At 34.4% G+C, this 25,056-nt stretch carries 19 protein-coding genes and 1 tRNA gene; 12 read left to right on the forward strand and 8 right to left on the reverse strand.

Going from position 1 to position 25,056, the window contains the following annotated elements; all coding sequences use genetic code 11:
* Positions 1-14 precede the first annotated feature (14 nt).
* The 11 genes from mreC to ACFFGL_RS05770 all read left to right on the forward strand — a co-directional run bounded on the left by mreC (position 15) and on the right by ACFFGL_RS05770 (position 12,428).
* Positions 15-836, forward strand: coding sequence for a rod shape-determining protein MreC (gene mreC / locus ACFFGL_RS05720; RefSeq protein WP_309727478.1), 822 nt, complete (start codon positions 15-17; stop codon positions 834-836).
* On the forward strand, positions 829-1,332 hold the full coding sequence (locus ACFFGL_RS05725) for a rod shape-determining protein MreD (protein ID WP_309727477.1): 504 nt from the start codon (positions 829-831) through the stop codon (positions 1,330-1,332). The genes mreC and ACFFGL_RS05725 overlap by 8 nt, the downstream gene beginning before the upstream one ends.
* Entirely contained in the window at positions 1,333-3,195 is a 1,863-nt protein-coding gene (gene mrdA / locus ACFFGL_RS05730; protein ID WP_309727476.1) for a penicillin-binding protein 2, read from the forward strand.
* A 3-nt stretch (positions 3,196-3,198) separates the two neighbouring features.
* Positions 3,199-4,449 (forward strand): rod shape-determining protein RodA, encoded by a 1,251-nt coding sequence (gene rodA, locus ACFFGL_RS05735; RefSeq protein ID WP_309727475.1) that lies wholly within the window; start codon positions 3,199-3,201, stop codon positions 4,447-4,449.
* 76 nt (positions 4,450-4,525) lie between these two features.
* A complete protein-coding gene (locus tag ACFFGL_RS05740) occupies positions 4,526-5,821 on the forward strand; it encodes an NAD(P)/FAD-dependent oxidoreductase (protein ID WP_309727474.1) in 1,296 nt (431 codons plus the stop codon).
* Positions 5,814-7,397 carry a 4Fe-4S binding protein gene (locus ACFFGL_RS05745; protein ID WP_309727473.1) on the forward strand — a complete coding sequence of 528 codons (1,584 nt, stop codon included), beginning with the start codon at positions 5,814-5,816 and terminating at the stop codon, positions 7,395-7,397. The genes ACFFGL_RS05740 and ACFFGL_RS05745 overlap by 8 nt, the downstream gene beginning before the upstream one ends.
* On the forward strand, positions 7,398-8,090 hold the full coding sequence (locus ACFFGL_RS05750; RefSeq protein ID WP_309727472.1) for a glycosyltransferase family 2 protein: 693 nt from the start codon (positions 7,398-7,400) through the stop codon (positions 8,088-8,090).
* A gap of 1 nt (position 8,091) precedes the next feature.
* Positions 8,092-9,564 carry a cellulose synthase family protein gene (locus tag ACFFGL_RS05755; protein ID WP_309727471.1) on the forward strand — a complete coding sequence of 491 codons (1,473 nt, stop codon included), beginning with the start codon at positions 8,092-8,094 and terminating at the stop codon, positions 9,562-9,564.
* Positions 9,565-10,560, forward strand: coding sequence for a metal-dependent hydrolase (locus ACFFGL_RS05760; protein ID WP_309727470.1), 996 nt, complete (start codon positions 9,565-9,567; stop codon positions 10,558-10,560).
* 83 nt (positions 10,561-10,643) lie between these two features.
* On the forward strand, positions 10,644-11,780 hold the full coding sequence (locus ACFFGL_RS05765) for a DUF748 domain-containing protein (RefSeq protein WP_309727469.1): 1,137 nt from the start codon (positions 10,644-10,646) through the stop codon (positions 11,778-11,780).
* Between the two features lie 69 nt (positions 11,781-11,849).
* Positions 11,850-12,428, forward strand: a complete 579-nt coding sequence (locus ACFFGL_RS05770) for a PhnA domain-containing protein (protein WP_309727468.1) — start codon at positions 11,850-11,852, stop codon at positions 12,426-12,428.
* A 233-nt stretch (positions 12,429-12,661) separates the two neighbouring features.
* On the opposite strand, the gene ACFFGL_RS05775 is transcribed toward ACFFGL_RS05770, so the two are convergent.
* Entirely contained in the window at positions 12,662-14,056 is a 1,395-nt protein-coding gene (locus tag ACFFGL_RS05775; RefSeq protein WP_309727467.1) for a dipeptidase, read from the reverse strand.
* Between the two features lie 144 nt (positions 14,057-14,200).
* On the opposite strand from ACFFGL_RS05775, the gene ACFFGL_RS05780 reads away from it, so the two are divergent.
* Positions 14,201-14,282 (forward strand) — tRNA-Leu (locus ACFFGL_RS05780).
* Between the two features lie 150 nt (positions 14,283-14,432).
* Here the strand turns inward: ACFFGL_RS05780 and ACFFGL_RS05785 are convergent.
* The 7 genes from ACFFGL_RS05785 to ACFFGL_RS05815 all read right to left on the reverse strand — a co-directional run bounded on the left by ACFFGL_RS05785 (position 14,433) and on the right by ACFFGL_RS05815 (position 24,654).
* Positions 14,433-15,338: a leucine-rich repeat domain-containing protein gene (locus ACFFGL_RS05785; RefSeq protein WP_309727466.1), complete on the reverse strand. Its 906-nt coding sequence runs from the start codon at positions 15,336-15,338 to the stop codon at positions 14,433-14,435.
* 66 nt (positions 15,339-15,404) lie between these two features.
* Positions 15,405-18,407 carry an alkaline phosphatase PhoX gene (locus tag ACFFGL_RS05790; protein ID WP_309727465.1) on the reverse strand — a complete coding sequence of 1,001 codons (3,003 nt, stop codon included), beginning with the start codon at positions 18,405-18,407 and terminating at the stop codon, positions 15,405-15,407.
* A 186-nt stretch (positions 18,408-18,593) separates the two neighbouring features.
* Complete coding sequence (locus ACFFGL_RS05795; RefSeq protein ID WP_309727464.1) at positions 18,594-20,453, reverse strand: cytochrome-c peroxidase; 1,860 nt, start codon at positions 20,451-20,453, stop codon at positions 18,594-18,596.
* Positions 20,454-20,878: 425 nt separating this feature from the next.
* Positions 20,879-21,961, reverse strand: coding sequence for a T9SS type A sorting domain-containing protein (locus ACFFGL_RS05800; RefSeq protein WP_309727463.1), 1,083 nt, complete (start codon positions 21,959-21,961; stop codon positions 20,879-20,881).
* 19 nt (positions 21,962-21,980) lie between these two features.
* Complete coding sequence (locus ACFFGL_RS05805; protein ID WP_309727462.1) at positions 21,981-22,706, reverse strand: lipocalin family protein; 726 nt, start codon at positions 22,704-22,706, stop codon at positions 21,981-21,983.
* 150 nt (positions 22,707-22,856) lie between these two features.
* Complete coding sequence (locus ACFFGL_RS05810) at positions 22,857-24,065, reverse strand: hypothetical protein (RefSeq protein ID WP_309727461.1); 1,209 nt, start codon at positions 24,063-24,065, stop codon at positions 22,857-22,859.
* Between the two features lie 61 nt (positions 24,066-24,126).
* Entirely contained in the window at positions 24,127-24,654 is a 528-nt protein-coding gene (locus ACFFGL_RS05815; RefSeq protein WP_309727460.1) for an outer membrane beta-barrel protein, read from the reverse strand.
* Positions 24,655-25,056 lie beyond the last annotated feature (402 nt).

Raw genomic sequence — 25,056 nt, forward strand, 5'->3', positions numbered from 1 at the left:
TATAAAGTTGAGGTATGGGACAAATCATTAATTTTCTTATAAAATATAAGAATACACTCTTGTTTTTGTTCCTTTTTGGGTTATCTATTTTCTTTACAATTCAGTCGCATAGCTACCATAAAAGTAAATTTATAAGTTCGGCAAATTTTTTAACCGGCGGAATATATAATTGGGTTAATAATATTGATGAATATTTTAATTTAGAAGTTTATAACGATCGTTTAGTTGAAGAAAATCGGTGGCTGAGAGCTAGAATTATGCAATTAAATTCTAAACAGCGCGATACTACATTTACCGATACAAACTCGTATAAAAATCCATATCGATTTCGTGCTGCACGCGTAATAAAAAATCAATATGCGAAGCGCGATAATTATATTTTACTGAATAAAGGAAGTAACGACAGTATTCAAACCGATTTTGGTGTAATTACCAGTAAAGGAGTCGTGGGAATTGTAGAAGAAACTAGCAAAAATTATTCCCGGGTCATTTCCATATTAAATACCAATCTTTCGGTAAGTGTTCAGTTAAAAAAATCGCAACATTTTGGTAGTTTAATCTGGAACGGAAAAGATCCTAATATCGTTCAACTTACGGAAGTTCCACGATTAGCGCCTGTTAAAAAAGGCGATACGATTATTACCAATGGAAGATCGTTAATTTTCCCAAAGGGAATTCCGGTTGGCGTTATTCAAGATTTTGAATTAGATCAGAACAAAAGTTACTACACTATAAATGTGCAATTATTTAATGATATGACCAATATTGGTTATGTTTACGTAATTGAAAATAAAGGAATGGCAGAACTCAAAAAACTAGAGCAAGCAAATGAATAGTTTATTGATTTCCAATAGCGTTCGCTTTATTTTATTAGTGTTAGTTCAAGTGCTTATTTTGAACAATATCAATTTTTTAGGATTTATCAATCCGTATTTCTATGTACTTTTTATATTGCTTTTGCCGCTTAATATGAGTCAGTATAAAGTACTTTTTTTAAGTTTTTTAATTGGTTTATGCATCGATTTTTTTGAAGATAGTGGTGGAATAAATGCGGCAGCTTCAGTTTTTATTGCTTTTTTAAGGCCTTCAATTTTAAAATTCTCATTCGGGATAAGTTATGAACATCAAACCATTCGTTATTACCAAACTCCTGTAACGCAGCGCTTCACTTATATTTCAATTTTGGTTTTAATTCATCATTTTATATTATTCAGCTTAGAAATTTTTAACTATTCGTATATAATTTTAATTCTGAAAAAGACTTTATTTTCAAGTATTTTTACTATACTATTAATAGTACTAATTACAACACTTTTTCAGAAAAGAAGATAAATGAGAAGAATTCTCCCTTATATATTAATTATCATTAGTGGTTTTGTATTTGTTGGGCGCTTAATGTATCTGCAAATTTTCGACGATTCTTTTGAATTGCTCTCTCAAAGCAACGCAGTAAAAATAGAATATGATTATCCGCAACGTGGTTATATATTCGATAGGAATGGAGATTTATTAGTTTCAAATCAACCTTCTTACGATATTATGGCGATTCCACGCGAAATTAAACCCTTCGATACGCTGGAATTTGCTACGTTATTAAGCATTACACCAAAACAATTAGGGGAGCAGTTAGATAAAGCAAAAATTTATTCTCCGCGATTACCCTCTGTAATTGTTCCGCAACTTACTAAAAGTGAATATGCCTATTTGCAGGAAAAAATGCGAAAGTATAAAGGTTTCTACATTCAGAAAAGATCTTCGAGAGATTATCAAGTAGATATCGCCGCGAATGTGTTAGGTTATATTTCTGAAGCCAACCAAAATGAGATTAATAATAATCAATATTATCAAGCCGGAGATTTAATCGGTAGGCAAGGAGTGGAAAAGCAATATGAAGAATTGCTCCGCGGAATTAAAGGCGTTAAGTATATACAAAAAGATCGGTTCAACAGTGAAATTGGCCCGTATAAAAAAGGCATTTACGATACCCTACCCGAAAAAGGAAAAGATATTACACTTACTATTGATGCAAAACTTCAAGCCTATGGCGAAAAACTCATGAAAAATAAACGTGGCGGAATTGTAGCTATTGAGCCTGAAAGTGGCGAAATTTTGAGTTTAATTACCGCACCGAGTTACGACCCAAGTTTATTAGTAGGGAGAAAGCGTTCACGAAACTTTACAAAATTATGGTATGATTCTATCAGCAAACCTTTAATCGATAGGGGTTTGCAAGCAATGTATCCGCCAGGTTCACCATTTAAAGCCTTAACCGGTTTAATTGCGCTTCAAGAAGGAGTTATTGATACCAAAGAAAAAATATCCTGTAATATGGGCTTCAGTTACGGAAGAAGTTCAAGAATGGGTTGTCACTCTCATATTAGTCCGTTAAATATGACACCGGCTTTAGCGTATTCTTGTAATAGTTATTTCGCAAAAACCTATCGAAGAATTATTGAAAAATACGATTCTGCTCCTAAAGGAATGGATGCGTGGCACGATCATCTAAACAGTTTTGGGCTCGGAGATTTCTTAGGTTATGATTTGCCTATTGGTCAACCCGGAAGAATTCCAGATGGTAATTATTACAATCGCTGGTATCCAGACAATCGCTGGAGTGCAAGTTATACACTTTCTAACGGAATTGGACAAGGTGAAATTGCAACTACGCCGATTCAATTAGCCAATACTACCGCAGCAATTGCCAATAGAGGTTGGTATTATACGCCACATATTTTAAAAGAAATTGAAGGTGAACCAATTGAAATGAAAGAATACACCACCAAAAATTATACAACTATAGATAAAGAAAATTTCGATCCTATTATTGAAGGAATGCATGGTGTTTATAAATACGGAACCGCTAGTTTTTTACAAATTCCAGATATTGAAGTGTGTGGAAAAACTGGAACCGCAGAGAATTATACCAAACTAGACGGGAAAAAAGTTCAACTTACCGATCATTCTATTTTTATAGCTTTTGCACCTAAAGAAAATCCTAAAATAGCTATAGCCGTATTTGTTGAAAATGGATATTGGGGTTCTCGTTACGGTGGAAGAATAGCTAGTTTAATGATCGAAAAATATTTAAAAGATAAAATTACCCGAACAGATTTAGAAGAATGGGTTCTTTCTCATAGTTTAGAAGAAGAATACGCTAAACCCTACAGCGGAGAGTCATTTAAAATTAACCAATAATTTATGAAGAAATCCGGAGGAATTGATTGGTTAACCGTTTTACTTTTTTTATTGTTAGTTGCGTTTGGTTGGGTAAATATTTATTCGGCTTCTCTAACTGAAACCGCTCAAGGATTTTTCGATTTAAGTCAAACGTATGGACGTCAAGCACTTTTTATTCTTCTAAGTACTTTTTTAATTATATTTATTCTGGCTCTTGAAGCCAAATTTTACGAACGTTTTGCTAGTATAATTTACCTAATTTCACTGCTCTCGTTAGTAGGTTTATTTGTCTTCGGGAAAACAATTTCCGGCGCAACTTCTTGGTACGCGTTTGGCGGATTTAGTATTCAGCCAAGTGAGTTTGCCAAAGCTGCTACCGCCTTAGCGTTAGCAAAATATTTAAGTGATATTCAAACCAATATTCGTTCGTTTAAACATCAATTGGGTGCATTTTTAATTATTGCCTTGCCGGCTTTAATTATTGTTCCACAACCCGATCCGGGAAGTGCTTTGGTATATGCGGCATTTTTCTTTCCGCTTTATAGAGAAGGACTTTCCGCAGGTTACTTAATTGTTGGCGTTTCCGTTATAGCCCTTTTTATAGCAACATTACTTTTCGGTTCTGTAGTGGTGATTTTAGCAACTATTTTAATAGCACTTTTAATCTTTTTCTTCAATCGAAAAAAGAAAAAAAAGCATCTTGCACGTTATTTTTTCCTCGTTATAGTCGCAAGTGTTTTTTCACTTTCTGTAAATTATATTTTTAATAATGTTTTTGAACAACGCCATCGCGATCGTTTTAACATTGTATTAGGGAAAGAAGTAGACAGCCAAGGAATTGGCTATAACACCAACCAAAGTAAAATTGCGATTGGTAGTGGCGGTTTAACAGGAAAAGGTTGGACGCAAGGAACACAAACAAAAGGGAACTTTGTTCCTGAACAACATACCGATTATATTTTTAGTACCGTTGGGGAAGAATGGGGCTTTTTAGGAAGTAGTATTATTGTGATTTTATTTATCGTTTTAATGCTTCGGATTTTGCATTTAGCAGAACGCCAAAAATCTCAATTTAGCCGAGTCTATGGCTATAGTGTCGCCGGTATTTTATTTATTCATTTTTTGGTAAATATCGGGATGGTTATCGGTATTTTCCCTACTGTTGGGATTCCTCTTCCATTTTTTAGTTACGGTGGTTCAGGACTTTGGGGTTTCACGATACTTTTATTTATTTTCGTGAAATTAGACTCCAATAGAATGGCACATACCTAAATTTTCAGAATTCGCATCTTTCGTAATTCTTTTCAACTAAAGAATGCTTATTTTTAAGCAGATTTACACTTTTTTGATGAAAAAAATACTCATTATAGGAAACGGAATTTCGGGTATTACCGCAGCGCGACATATCAGAAAATTTTCAGATTTCCAGATTACGGTTATTTCCTCAGAAACCGAATATTTCTTTTCACGAACTGCTCTTATGTACATTTTTATGGGTCATATGAAGTTTGAGCACACCAAACCTTACGAAGATTGGTTTTGGAAAAAAAATCGAATTGAACTCAAAAAAACGTATGTAAAAGAAGTATATGTTGAAGAAAAAAAACTTATCACGAATTCCGAAGAAGAAATTGAATACGATCAATTAATTCTCGCTACCGGATCGGTCACCAATAAACGCGGTTGGAAAGGTGAAAATCTAAAAGGAGTTCAAGGTTTGGTAAGCAAACAAGATTTGGATTTATTAGAAGAAAACACTATAAATTGTAAACAAGCTGTAATTGTCGGTGGTGGATTAATTGGCGTGGAGCTTGCCGAAATGTTGCATACGCGAAAAATCCCTGTAAAAATGCTTGTTCGTGAAGATGCGTTTTGGGGGAATGTTTTACCAAAACCCGAAGCAAATTTAATTTCTAATCATATTAAGAAACACGGAATTGAAATTTTACATGAAACTGAATTATCTGAAATTATTCCCGATGAAAATAACCGTGTAAAAAAAATTATCACTTCAAATGGAGAGGGAATTGATTGTGATTTTGTAGGAATTACTACAGGAGTAAAACCCAATATCGATTTTCTCAAAAATTCTTCAATCGAAGTCGATAAAGGAATTTTAGTCAACGAATATTTAGAGACGAATTGTAAAGACGTTTTTGCTATTGGCGATTGTGCTCAACAGCGGACAAAACTAGGAAATCGAAATACAATTGAAGCGGTTTGGTACACCGGTAGAATGATGGGCGAAACCCTAGCACAAACCATTTGCGGAAATAAATTACCTTATAAACCCGGAAATTGGTTTAATTCCGCTAAATTTTTCGATATCGAATACCAAACCTATGGTTGGGTTTTTCCTGAAAGTAGAGAAGGAGTTGATGATTTTTATTGGTTAAATGAAAAGGAAGAAAAATGCCTGCATTTTCAATTTGAAATCAACAGCAGAAAATTTCTCGGGGTCAATACTTTCGGAATTCGTTTGCGACATGAAGTTGTAGATAAATGGTTATCGGAAGAATTACCAATCGAGCAAGTTATTTCCCAATTTTCAAAAGCCAATTTCGATAAAGAATTTTCAAAAAAATATCATATTCCGTTGCAAAAAGAATTTAGTAAACTAACAAAAGTGAACCAATATGAGTAGAGTACAACGGAATATGGCACTTTCTAAGCAACCACCCGAAAGCTTAAGCAAAACTCAAAAAAGTTTTGTATTTGTAGGAATTTCGGGACTTATGATTTTGCTGTTAGTAATTTTCAATGTTAATTTTCCGAATAAAATCTTATGGTTAAGTTTAGCGTTAAGTTTAATTTCGGCTGGAACTATCGGTTTTTCTTGGGCAATGTACGCACAAAAATCTGCAGGAATTAAAAACGATGGCGTTTGGTTTAAATCAATCTCCAGTAGAGGAATTTTAGGCTGGGCGTTAGGAATTTTTCTCACTTTATTTTACATCGTTCTTTACTTTTATCCTGAATATTTAGGTTTACGGGAAAATGAAGAAAACACAGGAATAATCGCACTTTTCGATCCGTTGAGTAAGTTTTTAAGCGGAAATCCCGCTAGCGAATGGTTCGTTTACGGAACACTTTACACGCTCGCAATTCTCATCTTCGGAATAAAATTTATGTGGAAATATCGTCACAGTCGGTATGAGCTTATTCGTACAGGTTCCGTGATGTTTTTTCAAACCGCTTTCGCATTTATAATTCCCGAAATTATGGCGCGATTAAATGGCGATTTACCGTATTACGATCTTAAAAATATTTGGCCGCTTAACTATTATAATTTCGAGCAATATCGTGTAGATGCTTTTATTAATTCGGGAAATATTGGGTTGGCGCTACTTTTGTTTGGAGTTGCTTCCATTTTTATTATCACACCAATTTTAACTTACAAATATGGAAAACGCTGGTATTGTTCTTGGGTATGCGGTTGCGGCGGTTTAGCCGAAACTGCTGGCGATCCGTTTCGACAACTAAGCGATAAAAGTCAATTTGCTTGGAAAGTTGAACGTTGGGTAGTTCACAGCGTGGTAGTTTTCGTAACATTAATGACAACTGCGGTAATTCATTCCTATTTAGGAGAAGATACTTCTAAGTATTGGCTTACGAAAGATGTTTTTTTAATCGGCGTAACGGTTTTGTTGACATTAGTTTTTTTATGGGCAATCTTATTTAAACGAGAAGAATTGCAAAAAGAGGCACAATATGGCGCGATAGGTTATTTTGTAATAATTCTGAGTTTAGTAGCACTTCATTTTTTTAGCGGAAGTAAGGTTTTTCTATTTCAAGCAGAAACCTTACGAAGCACGTATGCATTTTTAATTGGCGCTGTTTTTTCCGGCGTAATTGGCGTAGGTTTTTATCCCATTTTCGGGAATCGCGTTTGGTGTCGTTTTGGTTGCCCAATGGCGGCAATTTTAGGTTTTCAGCAACGCTTATTTTCAAAATTCAGAATAACCACAAATGGCGGGCAATGTATTTCTTGTGGAAATTGTTCCACTTACTGCGAAATGGGAATTGATGTGCGAGCTTATGCGCAAAAAGGAGAAAATATTGTGCGTTCATCCTGTGTTGGTTGTGGTATTTGCGCTGAGGTTTGTCCGCGTGGGGTTTTAAAACTAGAAAATGATCGCCCAAACGGAAGAATAAATTCTAAAGATGTACTTTTGGGGAACGATGTAGATTTAATGAATCACGTGAACCGAAACGCTTAAATGAATCTAAAAATAGTTGTCATTATTCCTGCTTTTAATGAAGAAGATTCTATCGCTTTGGTCATTAATGATATTCCTAATTTAGTTGAAGAAATTATTGTGGTGAGTAATAATTCTTCCGATAAAACTGAAGAAAACGCCCAAAAAGCTGGAGCAACAGTTTTAAAAGAATCTAAAAAAGGCTATGGTTTTGCTTGTTTAAAAGGAATGGAATACGTGGCGGAACAAGAAAAACATCCCGATATAGTTGTATTTTTAGATGGCGATTACAGCGATTATCCTGAAGAGCTTCCAAAACTACTAAAACCAATTAGAGAAGAAAATAAAGATCTTGTAATTGGCGCGCGGGTTAAGCGACTTAGAGAAACAGGATCGATGACCTTTCCACAGATTTTCGGAAATTGGCTTGCTACAAAACTCATGAAATTATTTTTTCAATCAACTTTTACCGATTTAGGACCGTTTAGAGCTATAAAATATGAAAAGTTATTAGCCTTAAATATGGAAGATAAAACCTACGGTTGGACGGTAGAAATGCAATTAAAAGCCTTAAAGAATAATTTTTCATATACCGAAATTCCCGTTCATTACCGAAATAGAATTGGCGTTTCAAAAGTTTCAGGAACTATAAAAGGTGCGTTTATGGCGGGCGTTAAAATTCTGGGCTGGATTTTTAAATACAGTTTTAATTAATATGGAATTTGTTATTTTATTCGTTTACGGTTTAAGCTTATTCATCATTTTTCTGTACAGTTTAGCGCAATTACAATTAGTTTTTTACTATTTGAAAGCCCAAAAAAATACTTCAAAAAAAGAGAACTTAAACCTTTCAACAGCTGAAAAAATTCCGTTTGTTACCATTCAACTTCCTATTTATAATGAACGTTATGTTGTTGAACGTTTACTGAAAAATATTGTTGAACTGAACTACCCAAAAGATAAATTTGAAGTTCAAGTTTTAGATGACTCTGCAGACGATTCGCTTCAGCAAACAAAAAAAATTATCGCGGAATTAGAGCAAAAAGGATTTCAGATTTCGCATCTTACGCGAACTAATCGAAAAGGGTTTAAAGCCGGCGCATTAAAAGAAGGATTGAGAGTTGCAAAAGGGGAATTTATCGCGGTTTTTGATGCCGATTTCCTTCCGAAAAAAAATTGGTTACTTCAAACAATTCCATATTTTGATAAGCCTGAAATTGGCGTGGTACAAACACGTTGGGCGCATTTAAATAGAGATTATTCGCTCATAACAAAAATGCAAGCCTTTGCGTTAGATTTTCATTTTTTACTAGAACAAGTCGGTAGAAATACCGGAAATCACTTCATCAATTTTAATGGAACAGCAGGAATTTGGCGAAAAAAATGCATCCTCGATGCAGGAAATTGGCAAGGTGATACTTTAACTGAAGATCTAGATTTAAGCTATCGCGCGCAACTTAAAAAGTGGAAATTTAAATATTTACCCGAAGTAGAAACTCCAGCTGAATTACCGATGGTAATGAGCGCGGCAAGATCGCAACAATTTCGATGGAATAAAGGCGCGGCAGAAAATTTCAGAAAAAATTATAATCGAGTTTTATGGAATAAAAACCTTTCGTTTGGAACAAAATTTCACGGTTTTTTCCATCTTTTAAATAGTTCCATGTTTTTCGTGATTCTATTATTAGCGGTTTTAAGTGTTCCCGTTTTATATTTAAAAAGTGAGTTTCCAGAATTGAACTATTATTTTTATGTGCTTGGCTTTTTTGGAATTAGTACATTTATTTTTCTGGGAAGTTATTGGTTAACTTATAAAAAAATTCACGGAAGTGGTTTTAAAAATTTTCTGAATTTCATCGGGATGTTTATCGCTTTTTTCTCTGTAGCAATGGGACTTTCGGTTTTAAATTCTAAAGCGGTTTTAGAAGGTCATTTCGGGAAAAAATCAGCTTTCATAAGAACGCCAAAATTTAATGTGAAATCAATTTCAGATACGTGGAAAGGCAATAATTATTTAAAAACCGACCTTTCTTTCACCACTTTAATTGAAGCAGTTTTGGTCGTATATTTTGGTTTTGCCATTTATAGCGCTTTTAAATTAAATGAATTCGGCTTACTATTTTTCCACGGAATGTTATTCGTCGGTTTCGCTTACGTAGTTTTAAAATCGGTTCAATCTAAATTTTAAATGGATTCTCTCACGCAAATAGTTTTAGGAGCTGCAGTTGGTGAAGCAGTTTTAGGTAAAAAAGTCGGTAACAAAGCCATGTTATATGGCGCAATTGCCGGTACAATTCCAGATTTAGATACCTTTGCCAGTTATTTTACTGATACGGTTTCTGCACTCGAAATTCATCGCGGCTTTACACACTCTATTTTATTTTCACTCCTTTTTGCGCCATTATTTGGGAAGTTGGTTTCGCTTTATGAAAAAAGCGCATCGTTTAAACAATGGACAATTTTATTCTTTTTCGGTTTTGTAACGCATCCGCTGTTAGACGCTCATACAACTTGGGGAACACAATTATTTTGGCCATTAGATTTACGATTAGCCTATAAAAGTATTTTTGTAATCGATCCGCTTTATACGTTACCTTTTTTAATTTTTCTTATACTCGCTATGCGAAAAAAACGCACTTCAGCAAAGCGAAGAAAATTGAATAATTTGGGTTTACTAATAAGTTCTACTTATTTAATATTAACCTTAGTTTTAAAAGGAATCGCTTTTTTTCAGTTTAAAAATGCGCTGGAAAATCAACATATTTCTTATACTGAAATTGAAACAAAACCCACGCCGTTTAATACCATTTTGTGGACTGCAAATGTAGACACCAAAAACGCTTACTTAATCAGTCATTATTCTTTTTTCGACTCGCAACCCATTAAGTTTAAAAGTTATCCTAAAAATCACGAGAAGTTAGGAAGATCGAAAAATTCAGAAAAAATTCAAGATTTAATCAAAATCTGTAATGGTTGGTACACAATTTCTGAAAAAGACGGTGAACTTTATTTTAACGATTTGCGTTTTGGTTTAATGAGTTTATCGGGCGAAACTGAAAATTTTGTATTCAGTTTTAAAATTGAAACTTCGCCTGAAGGAATTACGATCACCGAAGTAGAAAAAAATCCGCAAGACGGTAAAAAATTATTAAAGGAATTATCGACACGTATTTTCGGAAATTAATTCTTGAAATTCAGCTTTAATTTTTGGCAGTTTGTTAACTACACTTTTAGCTTTTTTGCCACAATTTAGCGAAAAGCAAAGCTATGACTTCTAAAGAAAAACGAAAATTTTATAGAAAAAAGCGCTATCAAATCATTTTTATTATAGTGATTTTACTTATCGCTTTTCGAATTTATTTGCCAACGCTAGTTAAAAATTATGTAAACGATGTTTTAGCCGATATTCCGGGTTATTACGGACAGGTTGATGATATAGATATTGCTTTAATTCGTGGCGCTTACGTAATTAACGGACTTTATTTAGATAAAGTAAATGCGGAAACAAAAACGCCATTTTTAAACTTTCCAAAGACTGATATTTCGGTAGAATGGAAATCGCTTTTTCAAGGAAAAATTGTAAGCGAAATTGAAATGAGCAAACCACAAGTAACTTACGTTTTTGAAGATCAACAAAAAACTTCTGAAAGTGGCGAAGCCGATACAGAAGATTGGACCAAAGCCTTAACCGATTTAGTTCCGTTAGAAATTAACCATTTTGAAGTCCATAATGGAACGCTTGCTTTTGTGCAGCTTCAAGCAAACCCAAATATCGATTTAAATATTCATAATTTAAATTTAGTAGCGACCAACCTTAGAAATGTAAAACAAAATGAACGAAAGTTACCTTCTTCCATTTCTGCAAGCGGCGTTTCTATTGGAGAAGGAAACGTGAAACTAGAAGGTAGGTTAAACCTTATTAAAGAAATTCCAGATATGGACATTTCTTTTTCCTTAGAAAATGCGCAAGCTACAGCGTTTAATAGCTTTACAAATTTTTACGCAGGTTTAGATTTTGAAGAAGGAAGCGTAGGCGTTTTTAGTGAAGTTGCCATTGCCGATGGTTATATGAAAGGTTATGTAAAACCACTTTTAACCGATACTAAACTTATCGGGAAAGAAGATGGGTTTGTAGAAACTCTTTGGGAAGGTTTTGTAGGTTTGTTCAAATTTATTTTAAAAAATCAAGGAACCGATACCGTTGCTACTAAAGTTCCTTTTGAAGGCGATTTAAATAATGTAAAAACTGGCGTATTTCCCACAGTTTTTAATGTTTTCAAAAATGCGTGGATTAAAGCTTTTCTTGGTCAAACCGATGAAGAGATAAATTATAAAGACGCTTTTAATGAGCAAAAAAACGACGGCAAAAAGAAAAGTGAAAACAAAAAGAGCAAGAAAAAATAATCACATTAGCCTTTTGCAATTAATTTTTTTGTTAAAGAAAGTATTACTTTTGTCGCTTATTATAAAAATATGAGTGTAGAACAAGATTTAATGCAGCGCGCAGATTCTTCCTGCGAACTCTGCGGAAGTAAAACTGAATTAGAAATATACCAAGTTCCACCTGCTGAAAAATTAACTTCAGAAGAAGCAATTTTGGTTTGTCATACGTGTTTTGAGCAATTGCAAGACGAAGATAAAATTGAACCTAACCATTGGCGATGCTTAAATGATAGTATGTGGAATACAACTCCGGCAGTTCAAGTAGTGGCGTGGCGAATGCTAAACAAATTAAAAAATGAAGGTTGGCCGCAAGATTTACTGGATATGATGTATATGGAAGAAGAAACCTTAGCTTGGGCAAAACAAACACTCGGCGAAGAAAAGAAAGCTGATGCAATTATTCATCGCGATAGTAACGGGGCAATTATTGAAGCTGGCGATAATGTGGTTTTAATTAAAGATTTGCCGGTAAAAGGTTCTAGTTTGGTTGCAAAAAGAGGAACTGCGGTAAGACGTGTTTCGTTAGTTCACGATAATGAAGAACAAATTGAAGGAAAAGTTGAAGGCCAACAAATTGTAATTCTCACCAAATTTGTAAAGAAAACCTGATTTTTTTTGCGTTAGGGATTGCAGCGGAAATCCTTTTTTACTCAATTATCAAGCTTTTTTCTAGTTTGAAGTTTATTTCTAAAGAGAGATTTTTCTTACTAAAATAGGAATTGTTTAAGTAAAAAAGATTGAAACGGAAAGCCCGACCTAAATCCTTTTTTCAGGATTTAGGTAACGCCCTCATTATTTCATTCGATAATCGAGATTTAATTTCTGAATTTTTTCGAAGTAATTTACTTGTTTGTTTTTAAACGCGTAAAATGTTTGTAGAAAAACGGAATGGTCTCGATTCCTTTTAAGTAATTCCAAATTCCGAAATGTTCGTTGGGAGAATGGATTGCATCGGTATCTAGACCAAAGCCCATGAGAATGGTTTTACTTTTTAATTCTTCTTCAAAAAGTGAAACAATCGGGATACTTCCACCGCTTCGTTGTGGAATAGGTTCTTTTCCGAAAACTTCTTTGTAAGCTTCACTTGCCGCTTGGTATTCAATTCCGTCAATTGGAGTTACATAACCTTGTCCGCCGTGATGAGGTTTCACTTTTACCGTTACGCCACTAGGTGCAATACTTTCAAAATGTTTTTTAAATAATTCGGTGATTTCTTTCCAATCTTGATTAGGTACTAAACGCATGGAGATTTTAGCAAAAGCTTTACTGGCAATTACGGTTTTAGCGCCTTCGCCAATGTATCCGCCCCAAATTCCATTTACATCTAGCGTTGGCCGAATTGAATTTCGCTCGTTTGTCGTATAACCTTCTTCGCCGTAAACATCATTTATAGCTAATTTTTCTTTGTATTCTTCTAAATCGAATGGCGCTTCTCCCATTTTAGCACGCTCTTCTTTGGTAAGTTCTTCAACTTTATCGTAAAAACCAGGAATGGTAATGTGTTTATTTTCGTCATGAAGCGACGCGATCATTTTGGTAAGCACATTTATTGGATTTGCCACCGCGCCGCCATAAAGTCCGGAATGTAAATCACGATTTGGTCCGGTAACTTCAACTTCAACGTAACTTAAACCGCGTAAACCGGTTGTAATAGAAGGAACATCTTTAGCGATCATTCCCGTATCGGAAATTAAGATGACATCATTTTTGAGTTTTTCATGATTTCGCTCAATAAACCAACCTAAATTTTCACTGCCGACTTCTTCTTCGCCTTCAATCATAAATTTTACGTTACATGGTAAATCGTCATTTTCTACCATATACTCTAAGGCTTTTACGTGCATATACATTTGTCCCTTATCATCGCACGCACCACGAGCAAAAATAGCGCCTTCAGGATGAATTTCGGTTTTTTTGATGACCGGTTCAAATGGCGGACTGTCCCAAAGATTAATGGGGTCTGGCGGTTGTACATCGTAATGGCCGTAAATTAAAATAGTAGGAAGATTTTCATCGATTATTCGTTCGCCATAAACAACAGGATAACCCGGCGTTTCGCAAATTTCAGTATGCGTACAACCTGCGTGGTCGAGACTGTTTTTAACTGCTTCTGCTGTTTTTATAACATCATTTTTAAATGCCGGATCTGCACTTACTGAAGGAATTTTTAATAATTCTATAAGTTCTTGAATAAACCGATCTTGATGTTCTTTTACGTAATATTTACTGGATTTCATAGGCTTGTTTTTCTGTGGATAAGCAATATAGCGACAAGATTTTGAAAACTGAAATTTTTTTGAGAGTTGTTTGTTTGAAAATTGAATACTTTGTTTATATTTGCATCCGCTTAACAGATAGTCCTAAGTTCTGTTAAGTTTTATGCGGGCGTGGTGGAATTGGTAGACACGCTAGACTTAGGATCTAGTGCCGCGAGGTGTGAGAGTTCGAGTCTCTCCGCCCGCACAAAAAAAGCCTTCTCATTTTTGAGAAGGCTTTTTTATTGGTACCGCCAAAAGTTTTATTTTCCAAGGCTTGCCTTCAAATTAAAAATTTGTTTTTAGCGAACACCTTGTGGGCTTGTCCCGAGTTAGTTTATTGCATTTATTTCTTCTTTTAAAAGTAAACAGCGCAGTTACTAAAATCTTCTTTAATACTTACTTGGTCTTTTTTACTGAAATTATTACCGATTAAAATTAAGGTTTTTAATGATTTCATTTTTTTAATTTCCGGTGGTAAGTTTTGTAGTTTATTATGGGAGAGAATTAATAGTTCTAAATTATCAAGATGTTGTATGGAAGATGGGAGGAAAGTCAATTTGTTGTTATTTAAAATTAAGGTTTTTAAACTTTTTAATTCTCCAATGGAATTGGGTAAACTAGATAATTGATTATACGATAGGTTTAAAATTTCTAGCGATTTTATTTTTAACCAGCTATAATCGAATTCATTAAATTGGTTATGCGCTAATTGAAGTGTTTTTATTTTTTTAAGTTCTGTTATAGAAATTGGTAAATAAGTAAGTTGGTTATTATCGAGTTCTAAAACTTCTAATTGCTTGCAATCGCCAATATTTTCAGGAAGATGCGTAAGAATGTTCGATGATAAATAAAGAAATTTAAGGTGATTTAATTCGCCTATTTCTTCTGAAATTACGGTTATATTATTGGTTGCTAAATCTAGCGAAATTAGTTTGTCTAAAGCTGAAATTTTATTAGGAATATAACCGAGCGAATTCTGCTTTAAATTAAGACTTTCTAAGTTTTTTAAGCTGAAAATCACTTCGTCCCAGTTACTTAAATGATTCCGCATTAAGTTCAAAAAAGTCAGGTTTTTAAATTGTTTTAATTCTGTGGGGACGTGAAATAAATTTTGATCACGTAAATTTATTTGAATTACTTCGCTAGGTTTTTCTAGCCCTTCAGCAACTTTGTAATATACTTTTTCTGAAAGTGGGTTTGCATTCTGACTAAAGCAATAAATACCAAAACTGAAGAAAAAAAGAAAAAAAATATTTTTCATAAAAATGATTAATTAAAAAAAGGACCGGCAACTTAATACCGATCCTTTTTGAATTATAAGAACATTTTAGTTCGCTTTTAAAACTTTATAGCGTCCTAGTTGGTTTCCTACTTTTACTTGAACAATAAATAATTGTTCTCCTTGAGAAAATTCAGCAAGGTTTACATTTATTTGTTGTGCACTTCCGGTAGTTTGATTTTCAGAAATATGAGCAACTCTTCTTCCTAAAAGATCAAAGATTTCAACTTCAATTTCTTTTCCTGCAGTAGCATTTACTTGAATGGTTAAATTATCTTTAGTTGGGTTTGGATAAAGACTTACCATTTCAGCTAACGCATCTTTCACACCTAAGGTAGAAACGGTAATATATTCCGTTTTACTTTCAGTGCTATTTCCTGCAATGTTTGTGGTTTTTAAAGTTACTTCATACGTTCCTTCAGCATCATACGTTACTGTTGGAGATTGTGCAGTTGAAGTCGCCGGAGTTCCACCTTCAAAAGTCCATTCCCAAGAACTTGGGTTATTTGTACTTAAATCAGTAAAAGTTACAGTTTCTCCAATAGCCACGTTTATATTATCTGCTGTAAAATCGGTTTCAGGAGCTTGCATTCCTAAATTTTCGTCTAATGAGAATACTACTGTTGCCGATTGATCTAAAGTCACATTGTTAAATGTAGCGTCTACTTGAGATGCATTATTTCCGCTAGGATGTTGCACTGAGAAAAATCCGTATTTAAAATCTGGTGTAAAGGTTAATCCTGTTGGTTCAGAACCTGCTGGCATTGAAGCGAATAATTCAACATGCGGATTATTTTGTGTGTGATCTGGACGAACAACCCAAATGTAATTGTTACCGCCATCTTGTAAAACCCAAAGGTTTCCTTTATCGTCGAAAGTTAAATTGTCATTTCCACCGCCCCAAGGTTCGGTATAATTTCCTTGTGTAGATTGAATGTTATAACTCATTCCGCCAACAAAAGTTTCGAAATCAGAAACTGTAGTTCCATTATCTGTAAAACGATATGTTCTAGATTTTCCTTTTGCAGTAAAATAAATTTTACCATCAAGCGGACTGATCTCGCAATCTTCAACACCGTTAAAGTTAGTTCCGCCTAAAGCAGCTGCTGTATTTCTAATGTTGTTACGTTCTGCTTTGGTATCGTTAGGAACTTCAATCCATTCTGCTGAGCTAGAAGTAGGATCGTCTCCAGAAAGTGGTAAGTCTAATTTTAAAACATATACGGTTCCTGCTGAAAGATCTCCAGGCGTATCCATTACATATTTATAAACACAATCAGTTCCTCCATCTTCTCCGTAATAAGCTGTAGTTCCATCAGAAGAAATTACTACGTTTTCATGGTTCATTCTTCCCATTGCCCAAAGTTTTTCTTGTCCGTTTCCATAATCCATTACTTGTGCAGTTTCAGGATCAATTTCAACTAACCAACCTACATCTTCGTAACCATCGCCATTGTTATCACCTCCATTGGTAGATTCTTCAGCAGTTACGACAGTTCCCCAAGGAGTAATTCCACCAGAGCAGTTTCTTGTAGTAGTAACTAAAGCTTGATTGTATAAATCTACGGGTTGGCTAGCATCGATACTCCATAATTTTTGGGTTGTATCTAAATGTAAATCTACAATTGAAACTCCACCAGGTGTATTTTCATGATTTACAGATAAATGGCCTAATTCGCTACTTCCTGAAGTTGCAACGTAAGCTGTGAAATCATGATTTCCTGGCACTGTTCCACTACCATCAGTATATTGTTCACCTTGTTTAAATAATAATTGAAAACGGTGTTCTTGGGGGATAATTAAATGATCGGTTTGCGCTGTTGGAACAATTGAAGTGAAACACCCGATATGAGCATCATCACAATTAAAGTTTGAATTTACTACGTTATCGATATACATATCAAAACCAAGATCTGAACTTTGGCCGTCACGGTTATGAAGTTCTACAGCAATTCTATTCACACCTTGCTGAAAAGCAGTTTTTGGTACTTCGTGAATTTGATAGCTTGTTTCATCTGAACCACTAATAATAGTAGCCGAAGTAGTTAAATAATCTACAGGACCGCTAGGCATATTGTCTCTAAAAACTTCTACGCCATTTACATATACAATTGCTCCGTCATCTCTTTTGATTCCGAATTCAATCATATCTTCAAGATCAGCTAAATTTACATTGACATCTCTTGTAAAATAAGTAGTGATGAATTTATTTCCGCTATCCGGTCCGTAAGAAATTTCAGTATTTACAGGATCTCCGTAACCAAAACTTCCGTAATTTCTTGACCAAGAATCGTAGTTATAACCGCTTTGATTCCAATTAGTATTTCCTAAATCTGAACCATCATCTAAATAATTCCAAGCAGATTCTTTCTCTAAAGGAAAATCAGCAGGAGTTAAAGGCGCTAATTCAAAACTTAATTCCATATCAAAACGAAGGTCAGAACTCCCAGCGTCTCCTTGGTGAATTTCAACAGCAACTACATTCGTTCCGTTTTGTAAGGTATTCGCTGTTGGAATTTGGTGAAAAGTTTCTTCGCTAGATCCGCCAATTGCTGAAGAAGCGTAAGTATTGTAAGTTACCGCTCCAGAAGGCATATTTAAACGGGCAACTTCAGTTCCGTTTAAGTAAACAATTGCACCATCGTCTTTCATTACTTTAAAAAGTAAATCTCCTAAAGAAGAAGCATTCGTTACTTGAATTTCTTTTCTGAAATAATAAGTTGGGTATTTATTATTTCCATCGCTACCATAATCGAGGGTAGTAGTTTCAATTCCGTCGCCATAACCAAAAATAGCATTTCCAGTTGACCAAGACGCGTCGTTATAACTTACATCTTTCCAAGATGTTCCCAAATCTGTTCCGTTGTCATTGTATTTCCAAGAACTTCCGGTAGCAATTAAAATATTTTGCTGACTAAAAGTAAATGAACTACAATTAGTTTCGGTTTCACAATCATCTTCGATTGTGTAATCAGTATCATTAGCGTAACTGTTAAGTCCTAATGCAATACTGAAAAAAACTAACCATAAAGAGTAATAATTTTTTTTCATTTTTAAGATAATTAAGAGGTTTATTTTTGATGTCCCAAAAGTATCTTTAAAGCAAACTGAAACGAAAAATTTGGGTTTAAGCTTTTTTTATGAAAAGGTTACTCACGTTAGTAAATTCTAACGAGAATGTTAGGTTTGTAAAGAAGAGGTTAAGCGGTTTAAGGATAAGTTTTGAAAATTAAACACTTAGCTTTTTTTCTGAATTTTACTTGTATCGGTTAATGATTTTATAAAAGCAATTAAATCTTTTTTCTCTTCTGCTGAAAGATTTAATTCATCTGGAGCCAAGGTTTGGTTAGTTACTTTTAAACCTTGCCCCGCACCGCCGCCTTTGTTGTAAAACTCAATTACTTCTTCTAAGGTTTTATAAGCGCCATTATGAAAATAGGGAGCGGTAACTTCAGCATTTCTAACCGATGTAGTTTTAAACGATTTTTCATAAATCCACGCTTTTTCATTTTGTACAAGACTTTCAATTCTGCCTTGATCAGGATCCAATTTTACCTTTTCAGCATTCGGATCTTCCAACACCCCTAAAATTTCACTTTCAGAATCGCTATAAAAAGGCGGAACTAAACCGGCAAATGTAGGAGCGAAGTGGCAGGTTGCGCAAGCCGCTTTTCCCGTAAATAAATTGAAACCGCGTTTTATTGATGGATCAGGATTTTGAGATCTATCTCTAATATACTTATCAAATTTGCTATTCCAGGAAGTAAGCGAAGCAACATAAGAAGTAAGCGCTTTTGAAAATTGTTGACGCGAAATTTCTTCAGTATTAAAAATTTCTTTAAAACCGTTTTTGTAGGTTTTATCTTTTTCTAATTTTTTTAAAATTGAACTATAAGCTGTATTAAATTCATCTGAATTAAAAATCACATGTTCGGCTTGTTGTTCTAATGTAAAAGCTCGTAAATCGTAAAAATACCGATCTGCATAAACCGAATTCAGCAAACTTGGTGAATTACGTAAAACGGTTTTTCCTTGTACATTACTTTCAGATTTTGTTTTTCCGTCAGAAAAAGCCAAGTTAGGATTGTGGCATGACGCACAACTAATTTGCTTGTTATTACTTAAATTTTGATCGTAAAATAATTTTTCTCCTAATTTTTGAAGTTGTGGACTATCTTCATTTTCTTGTAAAGCGGTAAAGAAATAGGGATTTAAAAATTCTGAAGAAAACATGGAAGAACTTTCTGGATTCCACGCCGAAGAATAGGCTAAAAATTCAGGTGTGTTTTCAGCTTGAAAAATTTTCATCTCCTCATAAAGCGGCTCAATGTGTTGAATTAAAAACGTATAGCGATCAAAAGTATTAAAGTCATTATTTTCCTCTAAATAGTCAATCGCATTTTTTAAATCGATTAAGATTTTTTTATGTTCTTTCTGATGATGTTGAGGTGAGAACTCTGTAAAAAAATCTTTGATACTTTCAAGTGAAACACTAGCTTCTTCTAGCGCGTTTAACGATCCAGGCGTGTCAAAACCGCTCATACCAAGAGTAAAAATTCTAATGAGTTGCATTCGCATCGCCACAATTTCCTCTTCCGGGTTTATGTTTTTTTGTTGAATTCCGTTTTCTAATAATTTATAATGATTCAGAAGCTTTTTCGCAACTGAAGCCACCAAGGTTTTTTCTTCAGCTAAATTATCCGTGTAAACCAATTCATCTAAAACTTGTAAACCTTCTGGTGGAATAACATCTGGCAAAGCTCCGGATTTTTCAATATGCAAAAGAGGCGCGCCGTTTATATGCGAATTCACAAATTCGTGATAATGAAAATCGAGGTAAAATTCTATTTTTTTATAATCTAAACGAGTTGCTTTTACTGCTTTTTGAAGCGAATCGCTAGAGATTTTATCCAATTTAAATGCTTCCGCTGTTTGATCTAAATTCTCAAGAGAAGTTTTGAATTCTTTCGCATATTTCGCAAATAAAGTAGATGTTTTTTGATAAGAATCTTTTACTGTGGTAAATGAAAAAATACAAGAAAAAAAAGTAATGATGATGCTTATGATAAAAAAGCGAAAGCGGTATAGATGACGCATAAAATTAGGTTTTATTGAACTTCCAAACCTAAATCTTACTGAAAAAAAAAAGGTTAATAAATAATTATATTAGCGTTAAATTGCCCATAGCGCAAATTTGAAAGAGAGAGAAGAAACAAGATCGCTTCGCTTTTAGAAACAAGAACTAAGGTTCGAATTTATATAGGAGTACATATAGCAATAATACATGTTTATTTCAACCAAAAGATCAATCAATACCTGAAACAGACTCCCAAAATATTGTGCATAAGAAAGAAGTTAACTTTTCATATAGCCCGACACTTTCGTAACCTCGATCCCCTTTCAAACGGAGTGCCAATAGAAACGGTTTCAAATTTTTTAGGCCTAAAAAGTTTCTACTATTCTAATTTAAAAACCTGCGTCAACTCCATACGTTGTTGACACAGGCTAAAAATTACACCAAATTATTGTTTGATTAGTTTTATAGATTTAACTGCTTTTCCAGCTTGAATTTTTGCAATATAGTTGCCTGCTGAAAGTTCAGATATATCTATAGTTAGGCTGTTGCTGTTGTTTCCTGCGATTTGTTTTACTTCTTGCCCCAATAAATTATAAATATTGATATTAGAGATTAACTCTTTTGAAGTTAAGGTAACTTCTCCCGTTGTTGGGTTTGGGTATGACGTTATTTCAGCTATGCTTTCGTTTTCAATACCTAAAGTTTCATCGGAAACATAGATATTAAACATGACACCTTCTGGCATTGCCGACATGTCTTCAGTGTATATATTCCAATTACTACCATCGTACCATACTCCAAGAGTTTTATCCAGTTCAATATTTGAGGCATCACCGCCCGACCCCCAATTGTGGGTAATAACGGGATAGGCTTCCGGCTTTCCGTTTAGGCTTGGATGGTCTATTACGGTATAGTTGGAAGATATGTTCCCAGCTGTAGCTGTATGTTTAAAAGCCGTGGCCCCTCCAGTGCCTTCACCAATTAATACATCGAAAGCAGCTTGAGCAGGAATATCTTCTTGGGTGTCTTCATTAAATACATACCAATACTCGTCGCCAGTATCGTAATACACCCCGCAATTATTATCGTTGCGTATTCCAAAAGTATTGTAATAGTTGGCATATAGAATTATGGCATCTGGGTTACCATTAATGCTCGGGTTATTCACTCTAACTCTATAGTCAGTTCCAGATGCCACTACGCCGTCACTTTCACCACCATCAATGATATAAATATTATAAGAGGAGCCTTCTACCATAGGGTCAGTGTTTTGATTGTAAACCATCCATCTAGATGTACCGGTGTGATAAAAGGTACCCGTTACATTGTTGTTGTACTGTACTCCACCATAGTTTAGGTTATGAGTAACCATAATCATAGCACTGGGATTGCTGTTGAGGTCGGGATGGTCCAATTCGGTGCCGTCAAGACTAATATTGCCTGTTGTTGCCGTGTGCACAAAAACTTTGTCCTGTGCCATTGCTACTGTAAAGAGTAGCATACTTAAAAATGTAAATATTGTTTTCATAATAAATAACCTTTGTAATTTATGCTTTTTTAAAGGTATAAATGGTTCCGTTATTATCGAAAACAAGTATGTTATTCGTAATAGTTATGATTTGATAAGTCTCATTTTGACCGTTTGAAGAAGTATCTATTTGATTGGGGGTATTCATTTCATACGTTCCAGTACGGGTACTAGATACAACGCAGTTACCATTATTATCTTCATGGTATCCTTTAGATAGGATAGCTCCATTTTCTAAAAACTGAAAAAATCCTTTTTTTGTACATGCTGTTAATGGGGCTTCGCCACCTATACTATCAATGAACCATTTCCCGATTAAGAGCTCTTCGTTGGTTTGTTTATGTGTTTTAAAAGATGCTATATTACTTTCTGTGCTATTGCTCTGATTGTCCTTGGCGGTGACCTTCCAATAATATAGGGTGTTAAAATCTAAACTATCTTCAATGATATAATACTTGGTCGTTAACCCTGAAGCCATTTTGGTCGTTGGAGGATTTTCTGTGCCAATATAAAAATCATAACTAACTGGGTCTCCATCTGGGTCTGTTGCTTCTTCCCAAGTTAGTCGCGGTTGCGGATCTACATTGCTTGCGCCATCTCCTACTTCTAACAGATTAAAGCTGTTGGGAGCTTGGTTTTCAGGTGTAGGTATGTCACTATTATCATCACTACTGCAACTGTTAAAAACACAGCCCATCAGAAGTAAGATTAATAGAGTTTTGAATTTAATTTGTAAAGTTTTCATCTGAATTGATTTTAATATTAAGCTTAAGTAGAAAGGATAATTTGATGTGTTTTAATTAAAAAAAATCGGTCTTTTACGCCTAAGTCTTTCTTGAAAAAGTTGATAAAAGACCGAATATGGATTGGTTATTTTTTTAAAATAATAGTTGTTTTACTCGCCACATAAGTAACCACCGCTTACATTTTCCAGCGTATTATCACCTTCAGTAAGGTTTGGATTTTCTGGGTCATATTTGTTAAATAATGCACAAGCATCAATATCTTTAAAAGTGGTATTCGTAACCGTTAAAACAGGGTCTACCCACATTTCAATAGCACCACCAGCTCCTGCACCGCCAGCATACTCAATTAAAACGTTATCTATTTTATTTTGAACAGAGGTAGTGCGGCGAACCGAAATTGTGCTCCAAGCACCAGCTACTTTTGTTACTCCGGTAAAAGTTATCGGTTTTGCTTCTGTTCCAACGGCAATAATGGCACTTCCTTCATCAAACAGTTTATCAATTTCGATACCTTTTGTATCTTCAAATTCAATAATAACCCCTGGTTCGATGGTGAATTTTGCGCCATCTATAATTACTAGATCGCTTGCCATTCTATAGGGTACTCCTAAATTATTCCAGGTTTGAGATTCGTTAATAGATGTTACACCATTACTAGTTAATCTTATGACATCAGTATTATTCCCTGTAAAATCGCCTCCGGAAATATTGCTGGCTACAAGAGGAATGGTATAAATTGGTATATCTGTATTTGTGATCGTACAATTATTAATTTCGACATTATAATTATAAGCTGTGGCCGCTATTCCGTAATTCAAGCTGTTTTTAATGCTTACATTATTCAACCTAAAATAAGAATCAGAACTTATTATTAAACTTGCAGGTTCGCTATTGCTAGTTAATCCATCGTCTCCAGCATATTCTATAGTTACGTAATCGAAGCGGTTTTTAATTTTCTCACTATCGGTAATAATCCCTTTCCAAGCTCCTTTTGTTTCCGATGCAGAAGTAAAAGTAATAGGTTTGCTTTGGGTTCCCACAGCATTTAACGACCCTTGCTCTTTAACTTTCATTCCTGCTCCATTTGTAAATTGAACAACAACTCCCGGTTCAATAACTAAATCGACTTCGACGGAAACCACACAATCTATTAGATAATCTACCCCTTCGCCTATATCTTCTAGTACGAATAAAGCGTCCGAATTATTGCTTTGGAAAGAATCGCAATCCAAAAGCACTGTTTCTGCAGGCGCTGGTGGTTCTACACTAGTGTCATCATCACTGCTACAACTAGCAATGGTAGCACCTACAAAAAGTAATAATAATAAAATTTTGAATTTGTTCTGAATTGTTTTCATTTTTGATTTTTTAGAGTTTTACTTTTATAAATTGTATTTTCTTAATTTTTTTAGAAATTTATTATATTTTAAATTTCACACCAGCTGCCAACACTAGCTGACCTCCATCAATAATTACATATTTGAGTTCTGCAAAAGGGGTAATGTTACCATCTAATTTGAGGTTGGCACCACCTCCAATATTGAGACCTATTCTACCATCGCTACCGCTGACGCTACTACCAAATCCACCCAAAATATCATTGTCATATTTTACGTTGACGTTGGTATAGTTAAGACCTCCAATTCCATAGAAATCAAAGTCTTCATCTTGAATAAAATAATAATTAGCATTAGTATTGAACTCAAACCATGTTATCTTAATAGGTCCATTTTCTTTGGGCAGGTAATAGATGAAACTCGGGGTAATGCTGAGTTTGTCGATAATACCAAATTCGACATTGGCACCAATTCCAATATTTTCTATTTCAGTACCGTACGCCAACATGCCGCCAATGCGCGTATCTATTTTCTGGGCGTTTGCCGTTAAGGAAACAAAACAAAAGACAAAAAAGCTTAGGCTTGTAATGATTAGTTTTTGTGTGTTCATGATAGATTTTATTTAGTTTAAAAATTAAGTTAGAGTTTCTGTGTTAAAAGCTTAGCTACTTTAATAGATTGAGCTTTGTTAGAATCTTCATTAGCAGAAGTTTCTCCCTTAACATGGATTAAGTTTCTTTTTTAAATAGCAAATAAGAATGTTGTTTTTTTATGATTTCAGTTTTCTAGAGGATTATTCATTGCTTGGGTTTGTTTAATTATTTTTGATAATCTGTTTCACAATCCTGTGATCATCGCCTGTAGTTAGCTTTATAAAAATTCCAGAAGCATATCGATTAATATGGATGTCGGTTTGCTCTTCCCAACTTTTTATGCATTGATCTGAAACGGAAAACAGCTTGGATGATATTTGGTTTATTTTTGTCTCCATGACTTTTTTGTTTACTCAAAT

The sequence above is a fragment of the Mesonia maritima genome, from assembly GCF_042433895.1.
Lineage (GTDB): Bacteria > Bacteroidota > Bacteroidia > Flavobacteriales > Flavobacteriaceae > Mesonia > Mesonia maritima.